Raw genomic sequence first — 16,969 nt, 5'->3', positions numbered from 1 at the left:
AGAAGGGGGCTGGTGGAGCATCGTTCTCTGGTCACGTTTTCTAGCCAGAAACGTGACCAGAGTATGTGACAGGCCAGCAGGTGACCGCCTCTATAGAAGAGAACGATCACCTGCTGGATACGTGCCGAACAATCCCAGACAGATCAGGCCTTCGCCAGCGAGCGCAGAACGTACTGGAGAATGCCGTCGTTACGGTAGTAGTCAGCCTCCCCAGGAGTGTCGATGCGCACGACCGCATCGAATTTCACTGCGGTGCCGTCTGTTTTTGTCGCGGTCACTTCAAGAGTTTTCGGTGTGGTTCCTTCGTTGAGGGCAGTGATGCCGACGATATCGAAGGTTTCAGTGCCATCAAGGCCGAGGCTGTCGGCTGATTCCCCAGCTGGGAATTGCAGCGGAAGCACACCCATGCCGATGAGATTGGAGCGGTGGATGCGCTCGAAGCTTTCGGCGATGACGGCTTTAACTCCCAGCAGGCGGGTTCCTTTCGCGGCCCAGTCGCGTGAGGAGCCCGATCCGTATTCTTTGCCTCCGAGAACAACAAGGGGAACACTGGCTGCTTGGTAGGCCTCAGCTGCCTCGAAGATGGTGGTTTGTTCACCGTTGTTGAGGAAGTTGCGGGTGAATCCGCCTTCAACACCATCGAGAAGCTGGTTCTTCAGACGGATGTTGGCGAAAGTACCTCGCACCATGACCTCGTGGTTACCGCGGCGAGAACCGTAGGAGTTGAAGTCTTTGCGCTCCACACCATGGTCGGCGAGGTATTTGCCTGCGGGGCTGTCGGGTTTGATGGCACCGGCGGGGCTGATGTGGTCTGTGGTGACTGAGTCGCCCAGTTTGGCTAGGACGCGTGCGCCGGTGACGTCTTGCACGGGGGTCAGCTCCATCGACATACCGTCGAAGTAGTTGGGTTTGCGCACATAGGTGGAGTTTTCGTCCCAGGCGAAGGTGTCGCCGTCGGGGGTGTCCAGGCCTTGCCAGCGTTCATCTCCGGCGAAGACATCGGAGTATTGAGAAGCAAACATGTCTCGGTCGATGGAGGCGTCGATAGTTTTCTGGACTTCCTCGGCGCTGGGCCAAATGTCGGCGAGGAAGACGTCGTTGCCGTCGTTGTCTTGGCCAAGTGGTTCGGTGTCGAAGTCGAAGTCCATCGTTCCGGCCAGGGCGTAGGCGATGACTAGCGGCGGGGAGGCCAGGTAGTTCATCTTCACGTCGGGGTTGATACGGCCTTCGAAGTTGCGGTTACCGGAAAGCACGGAGGTGACTGCCAGGTCGTTGCTGTTGATTGCTTCGGAGATGTCTTGGGGCAAGGGGCCGGAGTTACCGATGCAGGTGGTGCAGCCGTAGCCGACGAGGTGGTAGCCCAGTTTCTCCAGCGATGGCCACAGGCCTGCCTTGTCGTAGTACTCGGTGACGACCTTGGAACCTGGCGCCATGGAGGTTTTGACCCAGGGTTTGACTTGTAGTCCTTTGTCTGCGGCTTTCTTGGCGAGCAGGCCCGCTGCGAGCATCACCGACGGGTTCGAGGTATTCGTGCAGGAGGTGATAGAGGCGATGGAGACAATGCCGTGGTCAATGTCGAATGTTTGCCCATCGCGGGTGATGGCAACCCGTTTGTGGGGGCGGCGCATTGCGCCAAGCATTGAGGTGCGGGGGGCGTTGCCACCGGAGTCGGTGTCGCTGCCGGGTGCAGGTGCATCCGATGCGGCCATCGACTCGGCTCCGCTTTCGGTTTCGGTGTCCAGGGCGTTCTTGACGTAGGCGGGCAGGGTTTTGCGGAAGGAGGTTTTGGATTCCGAGAGCAGGATGCGGTCTTGGGGTCGTTTGGGGCCGGCGATGGAGGGGACCACTGTGGATAGGTCGAGTTCGAGGTACTCGGAGAAGCGGGGTTCGTTGTTGGGGTCGTGCCAGAGTCCTTGTTCTTTGGCGTAGGCCTCGGTGAGTGCGATTTGTTCTTCGCTGCGGCCGGTGAGTCGCAGGTAGTTGATGGTTTCGTCATCGATGGGGAAGATCGCGCAGGTGGAGCCGAATTCGGGGCTCATGTTGCCGATAGTGGCGCGGTTGGCCAGGGGGATGGAGGCGACGCCTTCACCGTAGAACTCGACAAATTTGCCGACTACTCCGTGTTTGCGGAGCATTTCGGTGATGGTCAGGACAACGTCGGTGGCGGTGACGGCGGCGGGGATGTGTCCGGTGAGTTTGAAGCCGACTACGCGGGGAATGAGCATCGAGACGGGTTGACCCAGCATGGCGGCTTCTGCTTCGATGCCGCCGACTCCCCAGCCGAGCACACCGATGCCGTTTTCCATGGTGGTGTGGGAGTCGGTGCCTACGCAGGTGTCGGGGTAGGCCTGGCCGTCGCGGTTCATGACAACGCGGGCGAGGTGTTCGATGTTGACCTGGTGGACGATGCCTGTGCCTGGGGGGACGACTTTGAAGTCGGCGAAGGCTCCTTGGCCCCAGCGGAGGAATTGGTAGCGCTCTTTGTTGCGGCCGTATTCGAGTTCTACGTTGCGGGTGAAGGCGTCGCGGCGTCCGAAGACATCGATTTGTACTGAGTGGTCGATGACGAGTTCGGCGGGTGAGAGGGGGTTGACTTTTTCGGCTTTGCCGCCGAGTTCAACGACGGCTTCGCGCATGGTGGCCAGGTCGACGATGCAGGGAACGCCGGTGAAGTCCTGCATGATCACGCGTGCGGGGGTGAATTGGATTTCGGTGTTGGGGTGGGCGTTTTCGTCCCATGAGCCGAGGGCTTTGATTTGTTCTGCGGTGACGTTGGCGCCGTCTTCGGTGCGGAGCAGGTTTTCGAGGAGCACTTTGAGGCTGTAGGGCAGGGTGCGGCTGCCTTCGACGGCGTCGATGCGGAAGATGTCGTAGGAGGCGCCACCGACCTGCAACGTGTTTTTGGCTTGGAAGCTGTTCTGGCTCACACTCGCTCCTTCACTGGGGGTGTTTGGTGCGGTGGCTGCTCGCCTAGGGCAGGGCGTGCGCGACCGTTGTGTCACACACTACCCGAGATATCTTGACATCAAGATACTTTTGGGTTTCGTGGCACGTCACACATTCCTCATGACGCACAAACTCGAAAACCCAAGTGACCCTCACCGTCCCCGAGGGCCAGGCCGATCAGTCGATGGGGCTAACTCGGATGAGGTTGCCGTCTAGGTCAGTGATCACGAAGGTGCGGCCGAATACGTCGTCGTGTGGCTTCTCGACGACTCGCACGCCCTTAGCTACCCACTGTTGGTAAACCTCGTCGATGGCTGAGGCAGGCCCCGGGAGCATTAGTCCGATCTCGCTGGTACGGGGCACTTCGGCAGTGATGTGCGCCTTATGGCCAGTCCAGATAGCAAAAGAGACTCCGGGCGCTATGTCGAAAGCGACGTAGCGTGCACTGGTAAAGGTGGGTTCGATGTCGAACAGGTCGCTATAGAAGGCGGCGGATCGCTGGGCGTCACTGACGTAGATCAGAAACAGATTGGGCGCTGGCATGAGTTTCTCCTTGGATGAGTGGCTCAGGAGGCACCAGTTGAACAGCGAAATACGACATCTACTGTCATGCTTTCTGTGAAGATCAGGGCTATGAAGTCCTCGCGACTGCTGTCGATCTTGCTGCTTCTACAAACGTATGAGCGAATGACGAGCAAAGAGCTGGCCCGTCGTTTTGAGGTCTCAGCGCGCACGATCCTGCGTGACGTCCAGGCGCTGTCAGCTGCTGGCGTTCCGATCTATACAGAGCAGGGCCGGGGCGGAGCGATCGTGTTGGACCGCCGAGCTCGACTCGATGTTGCTCGTCTCGATCCACTCGAGCTGCAGCTGCTGAGCGTCGCAGGATTGGACACCGCCCTCCTTACGCAGGTCGGGCTGCATGCAGTCCAGGCCAGAGCCCAGGAAAAGCTGACAGCAGCCGCCGCACGAGCTCCTGAGCGTAACTACGCACCCTTATCAGAGGTGCTCTTCATCGACCCTTCTGGATGGTTCACGACTGGAAGGGAACTCGACCTTACCGATCTGTTAAATGCTGCCCGGGAGCGTCGACGCATCCGCGTGTGTTACCGACGCAGTGGGCAAACCAGCGGGCAGTGGGTCATTGCAGACCCGTACGGCCTGGCGAGCAAGGCTGGCTCGTGGTACCTCGTAGCCGATGCCGATGGGCAGCCCCGCATGTTCAACACCAGCCGCATCGAAGGTCGAGAGTTTCTCACCGATGCCGCGGTGTTGCGTTCAGAGTGCGATCTGCGATCGGTGTGGCAGGACCTGGTGAGTAGTTTTCAACCGCCCCCCAATGTCCAAGTGCGAGCGCTCCTGCGCTCGACCCGTGTTGATCTGGCTCAACGAATCCTCGGAACCCGCATGGCCCACACCATCCGCACCGACGACGAATGGACCCCAATTACCGTCCACTACCCCGACGTCGAATCGGTGCGACAACTGCTCCAGTTCGGTGACCACATTCGTCTCTTGAGCCCACCCGAAGCAGTCGAACGGTTCGGCGCCATTGCTACCCAAATGATGCGAGCTCATCAGTCGAGCAGCTCATCCACCTTGCCAGATCACTAAACCCCCGCCGGTCAGGCGAGAGCTTGCTTAGGGGGCCTTTGGCTCCCACGTGCGCGGCGCCTGACCAAACGCAGCCCGCACACCCTTGACCACTGCCCCGCCAGCGGCATAGTTAGCGGCCCCACCAAGCACCGCTCCCACACCAAAAGGCAACGCTCGACCAACAATTCCCGCGCTCTTACGCACCGCGAACCGGGTGATAAACGTGCGTCCCAAGCTGCTCCCGCCGCGCGAGCTGGGCAGCCGTGCCCCCAACTGCCTGGCCCAGCCTTTCTCACTCGACCCCACGGTCCGCTGCGCTGCCCGCACACCAGACTCCCCCAGCATTACCCCCACCACCAGAGCACGACGCCCCTCAGAATTGGCAGGCAGATCCCCGTAGATCGCCGCGACAGTCAGCACATACCGAACCGTCAACTCAATAAACGACACCACCTCACCGGCAGACAATGCCAGCGATGCCGCTGTCCCCACACCAGGAATAGCAGCAGTCGCCCCGATCCCCGCTCCCGAACCAACCGTGACCCGCGTGTACTCGGTAGTCAGACGCTCAACCAACTCGGCAGGTGAGGCTTCGGGGAATTTCTTTCGCAGCCCCGACACCCGCCGATCAGCCGCGCTGCCGTAACGCTCAACTGCTGAATCAACAAGCTTAACGATTAACGAGTCGCGTCCTTTGTCCTGCAGCAGGTTCATGGCTCACCTTCACTGTGTATGTGGGCCAACCGTGGACACACTAACCACGCACCGCTGTTACACGCGCGGGAGTCACCGTGCCAGGCGCGAGCGTCGGCCCAGTGACTCCCCGCACCCGAATCAGATGCTGCCTTGTCTGCAGACAGTAGCGACGCATTCGACATGGTGAGTCATCGGAAACATGTCGAATGCACGTAGGTCCGTCAGCGTGTATCCAAGCTCACCGGCGCTGCGCAAATCACGCGCAAGAGCTGCCGGATCACACGCGACGTACACCATCACCCGCGGCTCCAACGCAGCCAGATGGCGCATAACTGCAGCACCAGCGCCTGAGCGAGGTGGATCCAAAACCACAACGTCAGCTCTGCCTCCGGCTAGGCCTTTGTCTAACGCATCCTCGGTACGTGATTTGATCACCTGCACACGAGCGTCATCGTTAAAGCGACGTTGTGCACACACCACCGCAGCCGGATCTGACTCAACAGCGATCACCGACCCACCTGGGCCTACCTGAGCAGCCATCGCCGCCGCGAAAAGCCCCACTCCCGCATACAGGTCAAGACAGGTATCTCCTGCGGTAATCGCAGCACCTTCAAGAACCGCATCCACCAATGTGGATGCTGCACCTGGGTGAACCTGCCAAAAACCACGCGTAGGCACGGTGAAATCTCCGGTGAAACCGTTGTGCCGCTGCCCTGCTGGCACAGCGACATGCTCGGTCACTGTCTTGGCTCGTTTGGTTCCACCAGGCACTGGCACCACCTTGGTGTCGCTGCTATTAGGGACCACAACTTCAACAGCCCTGGCCCCGCCCCACCGCCTAGCGAACACCCCAGATTCAGTGACTTCCTCAGCGGCAATCGGGCAGTCCTTTAACCGGATGACGTCCCGAGACCGGAACCTGCGCAACCCGGCGCGGCGAGAACGGTCGACGGCGAAATCCATCCGAGTCCGCCAACGCAACCCGTCGTGGTCTCCCGGTACCGGCTCCACCTGCACATCACGATCAATGCCACCCAGTCGGGTGAGCTGCTCGCTAATGACTTGTGCTTTCAACTCGCGCTGATGGTCAAGATCAACGTGCTGGAAGTCACAGCCTCCGCAGCCGCCGGGCCCGGAAACCTCACAACGCGGCTGGACCCGGAACGCGGATGTAGTGAGGATTTTTACCGCATCAGCGAAAATAAACCGGTCGCCTGGTTTTCCTTTGGTGACGACAGCCTCGACATCTTCACCTGGCAGGCAGTGCCGGACGAACACGACCTGCCCGTCGTCAGTGTGGGCGACTGCATGCCCGCCGTGGGCGATGCGTTCGATGTGGAGCTGCAATCGTGTACCGATCACGCTTGACCTTTCCTCGTGATGCTGCCGGGCACCAGCGTGTTATCCCGGGGGCCGTAAATAGACGATGCTCGGGTACCGCCGCCATTACGGAAATGTTGTTCGGCCCCGTCAGAGGATTCCAGACGCCACGGCACACTCACCATGACCACCCCCGGTTTGAACAGGAGCGCGGCTTTGAGTCGCAATGCACTTTGGTTGTGCAACAGGTGTTCCCACCAGTGTCCGAGGACATATTCAGGCACATAAACGCTGACGATGTCGCGGGGGTTCTTGCGACGCAAATGGTCGATATACCCCAGCACAGGCCTGGTCATTTCTCGGTACGGGGAGGCAAGCACGGTAAGAGGAACAGGAATTTCACGCCGCTCCCATTCGTGGACCAGGGCCTCGGTGGCTTCAGGGTCGACAGCAACAGTCACCGCCCCGATGTTCGAGCTGCGGGAGGCACGGGCATACGCCAGAGCACGCATGGTGGGCTTGTGCACTCTGCTCACAAGAACAACGGCGTGCACCCGTGAAGGCAGAGCGCGTTCTTCACGCACATCCTCAGATAGCTTCAGTTCTTCACCAACAGCGCGGTAGTGCTTCTTGATGCCGAGCATCATCACGAAAAGGATGCCCATCCCTGCCACGGCGAACCCAGCACCGTGGGTGAATTTGGTTAGCAGTACCACGATGAGCACCGTTCCACTCATGGTGGCGCCGATAGCGTTAATGACCCGTGAACGCCGCATACGGGAACGTTCTTGGCCTTCAGCCAGCTCCAGGTTGCGGTTCCAGTGCCGCACCATGCCGATCTGGGACAGCGTGAAAGAAACAAACACACCGACGATGTACAGCTGGATGAGTCGGGTGACGTCAGCGTCGTAGATGATCACAAGAGCCAAGGCAGCGGTAGCCAAGATGAGGATGCCGTTGCTGAAAGTCAGGCGGTCACCTCGCTGGGCGAGCTGCCGTGGAAGCAACTCGTCGCGAGCCAGAACTGAAGCCAGCACTGGGAAGCCGTTGAAGGCAGTGTTCGCGGCGAGGATGAGGATGATCCCGGTGACCGTGGCCATGTAGAACATGCCGGCGGGGAAGTTGTTGAAAACGGTGTGGGCGAGTTGACCGATGACGGTTTCTTGGATGTACCCAGTACCCACGGGCTGTCCATTGAGGAGAAGTTGCTCGCTGGGGTGCTCGGCAAATTTCACGCCGGTGAGGTTGGCAAGTGTGACGGTAGAGAGCAGCATCGTGATCGAGATGACACCCATGAGCACGAGCGTGGTGGCGGCGTTTTTGCTGTGCGGTTTTTGGAAAGCCGGCACCCCGTTGGATACCGCTTCGACACCGGTCAAGGCTGCACACCCGGATGAGAACGCTCGAAGAAGCAAAAAGACTAGGGCCAGCTGGCCTAATTGTTCGTAGCCGTTGGCGGGGGCCATCTCGAATGGGGCGCTAGGAGCCATAGGCAAAGTGCCAGTGAAGTGGCGCACAAAACCCCACAGACACATGCCGATCACCCCGATCATGAAGGCATAGGTGGGGATGGCGAATGCGGCACCGGATTCACGGACACCGCGCAAGTTCAATGTAGTGAGCGTGACGATCAAGACAGCAGCGGCTATAGCTTCATGACCGCGAATCCAGGGAAGGACGAGCGCGGCGTTCTGAACCCCGGAAGAAACCGACACAGCGACAGTAAGGACGTAATCGACCAGCAAGGCGCTGGCGACTGTCACCCCCGCTTTTGTGCCGAGGTTAGTGGTGGCGACCTCGTAGTCTCCTCCACCGGATGGGTAGGCGTGCACGTTCTGACGGTATGAGAGCACCACGATGACCATGACGAACACGACGGCCAAGGCGATCTGCCATGAATGGGTTGCGGCGAAAGCTCCACCAGCCAGGCCGAGGGTAAGGAGGATCTCATCGGGGGCGTAGGCGACGGACGAGAGTGCGTCGCTGGCGAATACGGGAAGAGCTATGCGCTTGGGAAGCAGCGTCTCGCCGAGCCGGTCTGAGCTCATCGCCCGCCCGACGATCGCACGCTTCAGGGCGCGGGTGAGGTTTGACACGGAGAACACTGTAGAGCCGAACGCCGTGAACGGTGGGGTCGTCGCGTGTTGGACGCGTCGCAGCGTTCTGGTCTGATTCAGCTGAGTCTGGGTGCTGCACTGATGGCTGCCTGGTATACGGTCGTGACGTGCACTTCGTCATCATGGGCTGTGGCCGGGTGGGAGCATCTCTCTCCCGCAATCTTGCCGAGCGTGGCCACGATGTGGCCGTCATAGATCAGGATCGGCGTGCTTTTCGCCGTTTAGGACCAGATTTTGAGGGCCGCCGCGTGGTCGGGCAGGGCTTCGATCGTGAGGTGTTGATTAAGGCGGGCATCGAGAATGCGTACGCCTGCGCAGCAGTGAGCAGCGGCGATAACTCCAATATCCTCACGGCGCGGTTAGCTCGGGAAACATTTGGGGTACAGAACGTCGTAGCGCGTATCTACGATCCCGGTAGAGCGGCCGTATATCAGCGGCTCGGGATCCCTACGGTAGGAACCGTGCGCTGGACCAGCGACCGGATCATGCGGCGTCTGCTACCCCATGGAGCAACGCCCCAGCACGCCGATCCAAGCGGCCGCGTAGTAGTAGCGGAAGTGGCGCTGCATCACGCCTGGATCGGGTTGACGTACTCAACGATGGAACAGCTCAGCGGCGCCCGCGTCGCGTACGTGATGCGGTTTGGTGAAGGGATGATCCCAACAGCAGAACACGTCTACCAGGCCGGTGACATCGTAAGCGTGATCACCACGGCCGAAGCGTTGGGCCAGACCGAACGGATCCTCGAGTCCGCACCGGAGTTCGAATGAGCATCAACGCCATAGTTAGCGCAGCTGTTGCGCAGTCGTTCATTGTTCGAGGGGAACAGGCATGAGGGTCGTTATTGCTGGGGCAGGCAGCGTAGGGCGCTCTATTGCCCGCGAGCTGATCGGTAACGGTCACGAAGTACTACTCATCGATAAAAATATCGACGTCGCTGAAACCAAAGTAGTCCCCGATGCCTCCTGGCTCCTGGCTGATGCCTGCGAGCTGTCTTCTCTGGAAGAGGCCGGGCTGGAGTCAGCTGATGTGATTGTGGCGGCCACCAGCGACGACAAAGTGAACCTGGTGACTTCACTGCTGGCGAAAACAGAATTCGCGGTGCCGCGCACAGTGGCACGCATCAACAACCCGAAGAACGAGTGGCTCTTTGATGAGAGTTGGGGTGTAGACGTAGCAGTGTCCACACCACGGTTGATCACCGCGCTCGTTGAGGAAGCTGTCACAGTCGGTGAATTGGTGCGAATTTTCGAGTTCCGTCAATCTGGGGCAAGCCTGGTGGAGATCACCCTCACTGAAGACAGCCCCTGGGCCACTACGCGCGTCGGAGATGTGCCCTGGCCGCCAGATACGGTGTTGACCTGCCTGGTGCGCGATGCGCGCCCCATCGGTCCTACTGCGGACGATCTCCTCGAGGCCGGCGACGAACTGATCATCGTGACTACTCAGGCTGAGGAAAACGAAGTACGACAGCTTTTCTCAACCGCCGACAACATCGAGGACTAAAACGCAACGAAGAGGGCGGAACAGTAACCCTGTCTGTTCCGCCCTCTTTTTATGTTTTATGGCTTCAGGAAAAACCATCATCGCCGCTGGAGACGGTGATGATCTTCCGCTTATCTGCTGGCTGACTATTTTGTCGCCGAGGCCGGGGCAAGCACATCAAAGCTCGGGTTATGCATAACAACCTTGTTGCCGTTACGCATCACACGGCCCTCCACGCGCATCCGCACTCCCGGAACAATTCCGGGAATCTCGCGGCGCCCCATCCACACCAACGTCAGATAGCCAGAGCCGTCAAAAATCTCCGCGGAGATGGAAGGCGTGGACCCAGCAGCCGGGCGCGTCACCGACTTGACCATTCCCCGCATCGTGTAAAAGCCACGATCAGCACAGTCACCAATCTCGGTAGCGCCGCACCCGTTGCACTCTTTGCGCAGGGCAGCGTCGTCAGCTTTCGCCTGGGCGCCCGCCAACCGCTCAAGCAGCGATGAGATTGCCGCCATTACCAAACCTTTCACACATCATGACAAACCCTTCAGGCAGGTACGCCTTCGGGGCGAAAACGACTGTAAACCCACCAATCCTGTGGGCGCACTCGCGCCGCGCTTATGCGCATCCACACAGCGCAGCAGCAAGAACAATCAGACTCAGCGGATCTCAGTGATCTCCGGTCCACGCTCGAACGGGTCCAGTGTGGGAGCTTGCTCTCCATTGTCGTGTTCACCGATGTCACGCGGCATGTGCATAGGCAGCAACTCACGCGGCGCCATCGGCTGACGCCCACGGTGCACAACAACCACCCGCAGCAAATCGATGAATGCCTGCCCCGCATCCGGGTCAGATGCAGCCGGTCCGCTAATCACACCACGCAAGAACCAGCGAGGGCCATCCACACCGATAAACCGCATCGGCATCAACCCCGACGGCGTGGGCACAGCAGCCATCAGTTCTGCCCCATAAGGACCTTCAGTGATGTCTGCCTCGCCACCACCGTTACGCAAGCTGGTTGCGATTTCCTCACGGATATCGCCCCACAAGAACTTCGATTTCGGTGCCGCGAACACCTGCAGCTGCAACACCGACTCCTCGATCTGCAGACGCATCCCAGTAACTTCGTTGCTCTGCTGATCGGTCTCCACCATGTACGTCACACCAGGGATGTTCGGCAGCCACACCGAACCAAAATCGAGGAACCCCTCTGGACGAACAACATCACCAGAATCGAAAGGCCCCAACTGCTCAGCCGTGTGCTGACCAAGCACAGGCACACCCGCGACGGGTTCTTCCTGCCAGTGGGCACCTTCGTCAACAGCCGCGTCATGCTGCGGCACAGACTCAACTTTGGATCGTTTACGACCGAACAGCCCCATGTCTGCTTCCCTCCTCGCGCCGACGGCGCTCCTGAACCCGACGCTGCACAACACAACCGTCGGGGACGGCACAACGACTCACTTCAGAACGAACGCGCATCGGCCTCAATACGATCCCGACTAAGCTCGCCTTAGTCTGTCACAGGCACACACTGGCGATGTCGGGCTGGCCACAACGCGCCAACCAGCCCGAAATCACACCACATGATCAGTCGCGGCGCTCACCGAATCCACCGGAAGCACCGAAACCACTTTCACCACGTTCAGTGCTGTCTAGTTCGTCAACCTCGTTCCACACGATTGAGGCAACCTCTTGCAGCACCAGCTGGGCAATGCGGTCTCCGCGCGTAATCGTGAACGCTTCAGACCTGTCTACATTGATGAGCGGAACACACACCTGGCCGGTGTAACCAGCATCAATCGTTCCCGGAGCATTCACCACCGTCACACCATGACGGATAGCCAATCCAGAACGCGGATGAACCAAACCGACAAAGCCACGCGGCACCGCGATAGCTAAACCGGTCGGCATAAGAAAACGTGCCCCCGGTTCAAGGACCGTATCGACACGCGCGCATAGGTCGACCCCGGCATCCCCATCTCGCGCATAGCGCGGAAGTGGGAGTTCGGGGTCAAGCCGACGTACATTTACACGAACCTCAGGCAATGCATTCCTTACAGACAGCCAAACCGTTGTTCTCACCCGCGTACTGACTCCGGTGACGCACCAGGAAGCAGCTACCGCAAGTAAATTCATCAGCCTGCTTAGGTACGACGCGCACCGTTAACTCTTCATTCGACAGGTCTGCGCCCGGAAGCTCAAACCCCTCTCCAGAGTCACGAGCATCGTCGTTGTCGACGTTCGCCGAGGACGACTTCTCGACGCGCCGCGACTTCAGCTCTTCGATCGAGTCCTCTGCGTCCTCGTCGGATTTACGCGGGGCATCGTAGTCAGTGGCCATTCAAGCCTCTCCATTTCATAAAGATGTCGGGCGGCTTCACAAGGGGGTCGGGCGACACCGCCATCGCACACACCATCCCCGGACATACTCGCTCCGAAGACAACGCACACTGCGGCAGCGATGCTCCCGCAGGGCAACGCTGAACCCGACCACACCATTCCATGAGCCGGGACGGTGAGGGGATTGTGCACCACAAGACAGGTGTTAGTCACGTCCTGGCGTCTTCATGCCCGTGTGTCACCTCACACGCACACCCAAAACCCTCACACAGCCCGACCACCCTAGACCGAACCAGCAACTCACAGCGACTACCGAACCGGCGCAGTAATCACCGACAACGCCTCCCGCAACGCACCATGAACCCCCGGCGCCGCAGCAATCACCCCATCAGCCAACGGCGCCTCAGCACCAATACCACTAACCACCGCGCCAGCCTCCTGAGCAATCAACCGCGCCGCAGCCACATCCCACACATGCACCCCCCGCTCGTAATACGCATCCAATGTCCCCGCAGCCACATCACACATATCCAACGCTGCACTCCCACAACGGCGCACATCCCGAATCCGCGGCAACAACGCAGCCAACACAACCCCCTGCTCAGCACGCCGCTCACTGGCATACGCAAACCCCGTCGCCACCAACGACTGCCCCAAATCCGTCGTCCCCGACACACGCAACCGCCGCCGACGCCCCAACAAATCCACCACAAACGCCCCCGCCCCCAACCTCGCGTGATACGTCAACCCCCGCCCCGGCGCCGAAACCGCACCCGCCACCGGCCACCACAACCCCGGCGCCGAAACATCCCCCACCACCACCGACACCGACACCGCAAAATCCATCCGGTCATACAAGTAATTGACCGTGCCATCAATCGGATCCAACACCCACGTCAAACCCGACTCCCCCACCTCTAAAGCCCCACCCTCCTCCTCCCCCAAAACCCCATCACCCTCACGAATCCGACGAATGCGCCCCACCAAATACTCCTGGGCACGACGATCCATCTCCGTCACCACATCAGTCTCGGTTGTCTTCGTATCCACCTCCATCCCCTCCGGCCGCTCCGTCACCACCAAACGACCAGCCCCCGACGCCAAATCAACCGCAAAAGACTCCAACTGCGCCAACACATCACCATCCGGAACCAACTCAGCCGGAATCACTGACCCCAATGACGCCCCCGCAACACCAGACCTACCCAAAGAAAGCCCCATCACAACAACACTCCTCTCTGAGGAAATATCTAACGAAACAGCACATTCACGACGCGCAACCGCGCACAAGCCGTGACCTACTTCACCCCTCAAACGCAGCCACCGGCCGTTGCGTCCCCGGACGCAACGGCGCAAGACAACAATCCACCTGACACACCCCCGGCTCTTGCCCGGCATTCAACGCCAACTCCACCAACCGTTGCGCCACCGCTTGCTCATCACGCAACGTCGGCGCCCGCAAAAACTCCATCCCAATCCCCGCAGCCGTGTCCGCAGCCTCGGTATCCAAGTCCTGCACCACCTCCATGTGGTCAGCCACAAACCCGATCGGAACCAGCACAACGCTGCGCACCCCTGACCCTTGCAACGCTGCAATCGCATCATTGATATCTGGCACCAACCACGGCTGCTCCGGACGACCTGACCTGGAACAAAACACCAGATCCCACCCGGGCTGAGCTCCCAAAAACTCCTCTACCGCCTGCACACAAGACTGGGCAACTGCCATCAACTCACGCTCATACGTCCGCGGATTCCCCTGCGGCCCCGAATGCACAGCCGCCCCTTCTGGAATCGAATGCGCCACAAACAACACCCGAACCTCATCCAGCGACACATCCCCCTGCACCGCACGCCCCACAAACTCCACTGCACGCCGCTGCCAAGCAGCCACCACAACTGGCTCCAGCCCCCACGGACGCACATACACCAGCTCTGGCACCCGCTCCCCTGCAGCTTCCAATCGAGCCACCGCAGCGGCAATATCTTCTCGATACTGCCGACACGAGGAATATCCCGAATACGCACTCGTCACCACCACCGCAGCGCGCTGCACCCCAGCCTGCGAAGCTGTCAACAACGCCTCATGCACATACGGATCCCAGTTACGATTTCCCACAAAAACAGGAACATCCCCCCGCCCAGCTCGCTCCAATGCCGAGCGCATCGCTTCAGCTTGTGCCTGCGTCTCAGCATTAATCGGGCTCACCCCACCGCGAGCGAAATAATGCTCCCCCACCACCATCAAACGCTCCCGCGGAACACCTCGACCGGCAGTCACGTTCTCCAGAAAAGGCACCACATCGGCCTCGCCTCGCGGTCCCCCAAAGGACACCAAAACGATTCCATCAATCATTTCTGCATTCACATGACTCACCGATCCAACGTATTACTGACACGATCCAGGGTGCGACCCCGATAGGCTTCCTTTGACGCGGAAAGTGCATACAGCGCTGAGACGGGCCACGGTGACCCCCGAGACCGAGACTCCCGACTCCGACCGGATCCCGAGGCGGTCGGCATCGGCATCCCGCGCAGCAACGACAGACGGGAGACTGACACATGCGTGACCTCTACCTCATCGGCGTTCACGAGAGCGGTGAATACGTAGTACTGGGCTCGCACGACAGCGATATCCGGTACCGCCTCCCCCTCGACGACGCCTTCCGTGAGGCCGCGAGGTGGGAACGCAGACACGTCGCCCACGAAGAACCCAAGCAGATCATGCGTCCCGCCGAGGTCCAAGCACTCATCCGCGCCGGCTACACCACCGCGGAAACCGCTGAGCGCGCGGGATGGACGGAAGAGAAGGTCAGACGCTTCGAAGGACCAATCCTGGCCGAACGTGATCACGTTGCCGGCCTGGCGCGTCGCGCTCACATTCGGGGGCACTCTTTCGGTCAAGCTGTCGAACTTCGTGAATTGGTGGACACGTATCTACGCGAGCGTCATATCGACACCTCCGCTACACATTGGGACTCCTACCGCACCGATGACGGCCAATGGGTCGTGGAAATTACCTTCGTGGCCGATACACAGGCACACCTGGCTCGGTGGCGTTTCTCCCGAGGAACTATGACCGTTTCGGCCTTGAACGCTCAGGCCGCGGCAATCACGAACGAGGAATCCCCTGGCGCGGATCATTTCGCGCGTTCTGCCCCTCTGATTCCCCGTTCGGAAGAAGATGCTGGGGCTGAGCACGGAGACCGCGAATTGGTCGCTGACCTACGCGAACGTATCTACGCACGTAATCGGCGACGCCTCAAAGGCGCAGAAGAGCTACCTGCACCAACGCCCGTTGCAGCTATAGCGCCACCGGAAGAACCAGCGGAAGAAACCGCTGAGACGACATCGCCTGCCGAAGAAGTACTCGAGGCCGTTGTCGTGGAAAGCGATGTTTCTGTCGAGCAGGATGCCCAGCCCCAGGAGCTTACTGAAGTAGCCGAGGAAGCTGCCCCGCACGCAGCAGAGGAGCCCCCTGCTGCCCCGGAGCCGGTGGCTGAGGAGCAGGAGGCGGATTCTGCTGCGGATGCGCAAGCGGTTACTGAGCCCTCAGCTGAGGAAGCCACTGCCAGTGAGGAAGAGTCTGCAGCAGAGCCAGTCGCCGAGGGGAATTCAGAAGAACCACCTGCTGAGGTCTCTGATGCCACACCCGAGGAAGACACTGCCGCGCAAGCCCCGGAGCCAGTGTCTGATGAAGCAGATAGCGAGCCAGCAGATGTCCCTGAAGCGCCGGTAGCAGAGGCTGAGCAAGAAACACCAGTGGTAGAAGAACCGGCCGAAGCGTCCGTTGCTGAGGTGGAAGATTCTCAGGCGCAAGCTGCGCAAGAGCCCGCACCAGAAACGGAACCAGACCCAGAGCCCACATCAGAGGCAGAAGCTGTCTCGGAGCCAGAGTCAGCGGAAGATCCTGCTGTGCAAGCCGATCTAGCACCTGAATCTGATGATGCGCCTCAACCTGAGGGTGAGGTTGCTCCCGAACCAGAACCGGCTCCCGCACCCAAGGATGCAGCCGAATCGGCAGCTGAATCTGATTCGGACAAAGCCACGCAAGAACCTGACTCAGCCGAATCCGCTGTTGAGGAAGCAGCTAGCGAACCTGCTCCCACGACGCGACGCAAACGCACTGCACCGCGCAAAACAACATCGCCACGGAAAACAACCACTCGCAAAACGTCAGGCACGCGCAAGACAAGCTCGACGAAGGCCGCTGGCGCCAAGACTTCAAAACCCAAGGCCTCTGCAGCGAAATCCACGGCGAAGGAACCGGCTGATTCTGCTGTTGAGCAAGCAGCTGAGGCCTCAACGCCTTCTCGCACTAAGAGCAAGTCTTCGCGTGGTCGGGCGAGCGTGCCTTCGTGGGACGACATCATGTTTGGGGCCAGGCCAGGAGGTAACTAAGCCCGTAATTTGCGGCGTGCCCACTCCCCTAGCAGCTTCAGGGAGCGGGCACATCGTTTTTG

15 protein-coding genes are annotated in these 16,969 nt (G+C 60.0%); 4 read left to right on the top strand and 11 right to left on the bottom strand.

The window, feature by feature from the left end; genetic code table 11:
- Window positions 1–143: 143 nt before the first annotated feature.
- Together AC2T9U_RS04680 and AC2T9U_RS04675 are read right to left on the bottom strand one after the other, a co-directional pair.
- Window positions 144–2,927, bottom strand: coding sequence for an aconitate hydratase (locus AC2T9U_RS04680; RefSeq protein ID WP_493696764.1), 2,784 nt, complete (start codon window positions 2,925–2,927; stop codon window positions 144–146).
- 196 nt (window positions 2,928–3,123) lie between these two features.
- Window positions 3,124–3,489 carry a VOC family protein gene (locus AC2T9U_RS04675; protein WP_208303568.1) on the bottom strand — a complete coding sequence of 122 codons (366 nt, stop codon included), beginning with the start codon at window positions 3,487–3,489 and terminating at the stop codon, window positions 3,124–3,126.
- A gap of 90 nt (window positions 3,490–3,579) precedes the next feature.
- On the opposite strand from AC2T9U_RS04675, the gene AC2T9U_RS04670 reads away from it, so the two are divergent.
- Complete coding sequence (locus tag AC2T9U_RS04670; RefSeq protein WP_493696763.1) at window positions 3,580–4,557, top strand: helix-turn-helix transcriptional regulator; 978 nt, start codon at window positions 3,580–3,582, stop codon at window positions 4,555–4,557.
- 27 nt (window positions 4,558–4,584) lie between these two features.
- On the opposite strand, the gene AC2T9U_RS04665 is transcribed toward AC2T9U_RS04670, so the two are convergent.
- The 3 genes from AC2T9U_RS04665 to AC2T9U_RS04655 all read right to left on the bottom strand — a co-directional run bounded on the left by AC2T9U_RS04665 (window position 4,585) and on the right by AC2T9U_RS04655 (window position 8,651).
- Window positions 4,585–5,253 carry a hypothetical protein gene (locus tag AC2T9U_RS04665; protein ID WP_493696762.1) on the bottom strand — a complete coding sequence of 223 codons (669 nt, stop codon included), beginning with the start codon at window positions 5,251–5,253 and terminating at the stop codon, window positions 4,585–4,587.
- A gap of 120 nt (window positions 5,254–5,373) precedes the next feature.
- A complete protein-coding gene (locus AC2T9U_RS04660; RefSeq protein ID WP_115030610.1) occupies window positions 5,374–6,597 on the bottom strand; it encodes a class I SAM-dependent RNA methyltransferase in 1,224 nt (407 codons plus the stop codon).
- Entirely contained in the window at window positions 6,594–8,651 is a 2,058-nt protein-coding gene (locus AC2T9U_RS04655; RefSeq protein ID WP_493696761.1) for an APC family permease, read from the bottom strand. Before AC2T9U_RS04655 ends, AC2T9U_RS04660 begins: the two co-directional genes overlap by 4 nt.
- A 128-nt stretch (window positions 8,652–8,779) precedes the next feature.
- On the opposite strand from AC2T9U_RS04655, the gene AC2T9U_RS04650 reads away from it, so the two are divergent.
- Together AC2T9U_RS04650 and AC2T9U_RS04645 are read left to right on the top strand one after the other, a co-directional pair.
- Entirely contained in the window at window positions 8,780–9,442 is a 663-nt protein-coding gene (locus AC2T9U_RS04650) for a potassium channel family protein (RefSeq protein WP_115030612.1), read from the top strand.
- A 61-nt stretch (window positions 9,443–9,503) separates the two neighbouring features.
- Window positions 9,504–10,178 (top strand): potassium channel family protein, encoded by a 675-nt coding sequence (locus AC2T9U_RS04645; RefSeq protein ID WP_028326381.1) that lies wholly within the window; start codon window positions 9,504–9,506, stop codon window positions 10,176–10,178.
- 125 nt (window positions 10,179–10,303) lie between these two features.
- Here the strand turns inward: AC2T9U_RS04645 and AC2T9U_RS04640 are convergent, their stop codons facing one another.
- The 6 genes from AC2T9U_RS04640 to AC2T9U_RS04615 all read right to left on the bottom strand — a co-directional run bounded on the left by AC2T9U_RS04640 (window position 10,304) and on the right by AC2T9U_RS04615 (window position 14,883).
- Window positions 10,304–10,678: an OB-fold nucleic acid binding domain-containing protein gene (locus AC2T9U_RS04640; protein ID WP_208303572.1), complete on the bottom strand. Its 375-nt coding sequence runs from the start codon at window positions 10,676–10,678 to the stop codon at window positions 10,304–10,306.
- 144 nt (window positions 10,679–10,822) lie between these two features.
- Window positions 10,823–11,545: a DUF3710 domain-containing protein gene (locus tag AC2T9U_RS04635; protein ID WP_493696760.1), complete on the bottom strand. Its 723-nt coding sequence runs from the start codon at window positions 11,543–11,545 to the stop codon at window positions 10,823–10,825.
- A gap of 208 nt (window positions 11,546–11,753) precedes the next feature.
- The gene (gene dut / locus AC2T9U_RS04630; RefSeq protein ID WP_243888710.1) at window positions 11,754–12,212 is read right to left on the bottom strand and encodes a dUTP diphosphatase; all 459 of its coding nucleotides are present in this window, start codon (window positions 12,210–12,212) and stop codon (window positions 11,754–11,756) included.
- Window positions 12,205–12,507: a DUF4193 domain-containing protein gene (locus AC2T9U_RS04625; protein WP_028326385.1), complete on the bottom strand. Its 303-nt coding sequence runs from the start codon at window positions 12,505–12,507 to the stop codon at window positions 12,205–12,207. Before AC2T9U_RS04625 ends, dut begins: the two co-directional genes overlap by 8 nt.
- A gap of 308 nt (window positions 12,508–12,815) precedes the next feature.
- Window positions 12,816–13,727 (bottom strand): inositol monophosphatase family protein, encoded by a 912-nt coding sequence (locus tag AC2T9U_RS04620; RefSeq protein ID WP_493696925.1) that lies wholly within the window; start codon window positions 13,725–13,727, stop codon window positions 12,816–12,818.
- A gap of 82 nt (window positions 13,728–13,809) precedes the next feature.
- Window positions 13,810–14,883: a ferrochelatase gene (locus AC2T9U_RS04615; RefSeq protein WP_493696759.1), complete on the bottom strand. Its 1,074-nt coding sequence runs from the start codon at window positions 14,881–14,883 to the stop codon at window positions 13,810–13,812.
- A gap of 185 nt (window positions 14,884–15,068) precedes the next feature.
- Between AC2T9U_RS04615 and sepH the strand changes: the two genes are divergently transcribed.
- Complete coding sequence (sepH, locus tag AC2T9U_RS04610; RefSeq protein WP_493696758.1) at window positions 15,069–16,907, top strand: septation protein SepH; 1,839 nt, start codon at window positions 15,069–15,071, stop codon at window positions 16,905–16,907.
- The last annotated feature ends 62 nt before the right edge of the window (window positions 16,908–16,969 follow it).

The sequence above is a fragment of the Dermatophilus sp. B7861-1 genome, assembly GCF_058996045.1.
Note: the sequence above shows the minus strand (reverse complement) of the source record. Positions and strands in the feature narration are given on the sequence as shown.

Bases quoted from the DNA above. Each gene is read 5' to 3' on its own strand.
- AC2T9U_RS04675 (WP_208303568.1), bottom strand. From the start codon at position 3,489: ATGCCAGCGCCCAATCTGTTTCTGATCTACGTCAGTGACGCCCAGCGA.
- AC2T9U_RS04670 (WP_493696763.1), top strand. From the start codon at position 3,580: ATGAAGTCCTCGCGACTGCTGTCGATCTTGCTGCTTCTACAAACGTAT.
- AC2T9U_RS04665 (WP_493696762.1), bottom strand. From the start codon at position 5,253: ATGAACCTGCTGCAGGACAAAGGACGCGACTCGTTAATCGTTAAGCTT.
- AC2T9U_RS04645 (WP_028326381.1), top strand. From the start codon at position 9,504: ATGAGGGTCGTTATTGCTGGGGCAGGCAGCGTAGGGCGCTCTATTGCC.
- AC2T9U_RS04640 (WP_208303572.1), bottom strand. From the start codon at position 10,678: ATGGCGGCAATCTCATCGCTGCTTGAGCGGTTGGCGGGCGCCCAGGCG.
- AC2T9U_RS04635 (WP_493696760.1), bottom strand. From the start codon at position 11,545: ATGGGGCTGTTCGGTCGTAAACGATCCAAAGTTGAGTCTGTGCCGCAG.
- AC2T9U_RS04625 (WP_028326385.1), bottom strand. From the start codon at position 12,507: ATGGCCACTGACTACGATGCCCCGCGTAAATCCGACGAGGACGCAGAG.
- AC2T9U_RS04620 (WP_493696925.1), bottom strand. From the start codon at position 13,727: ATGGGGCTTTCTTTGGGTAGGTCTGGTGTTGCGGGGGCGTCATTGGGG.
- sepH (WP_493696758.1), top strand. From the start codon at position 15,069: ATGCGTGACCTCTACCTCATCGGCGTTCACGAGAGCGGTGAATACGTA.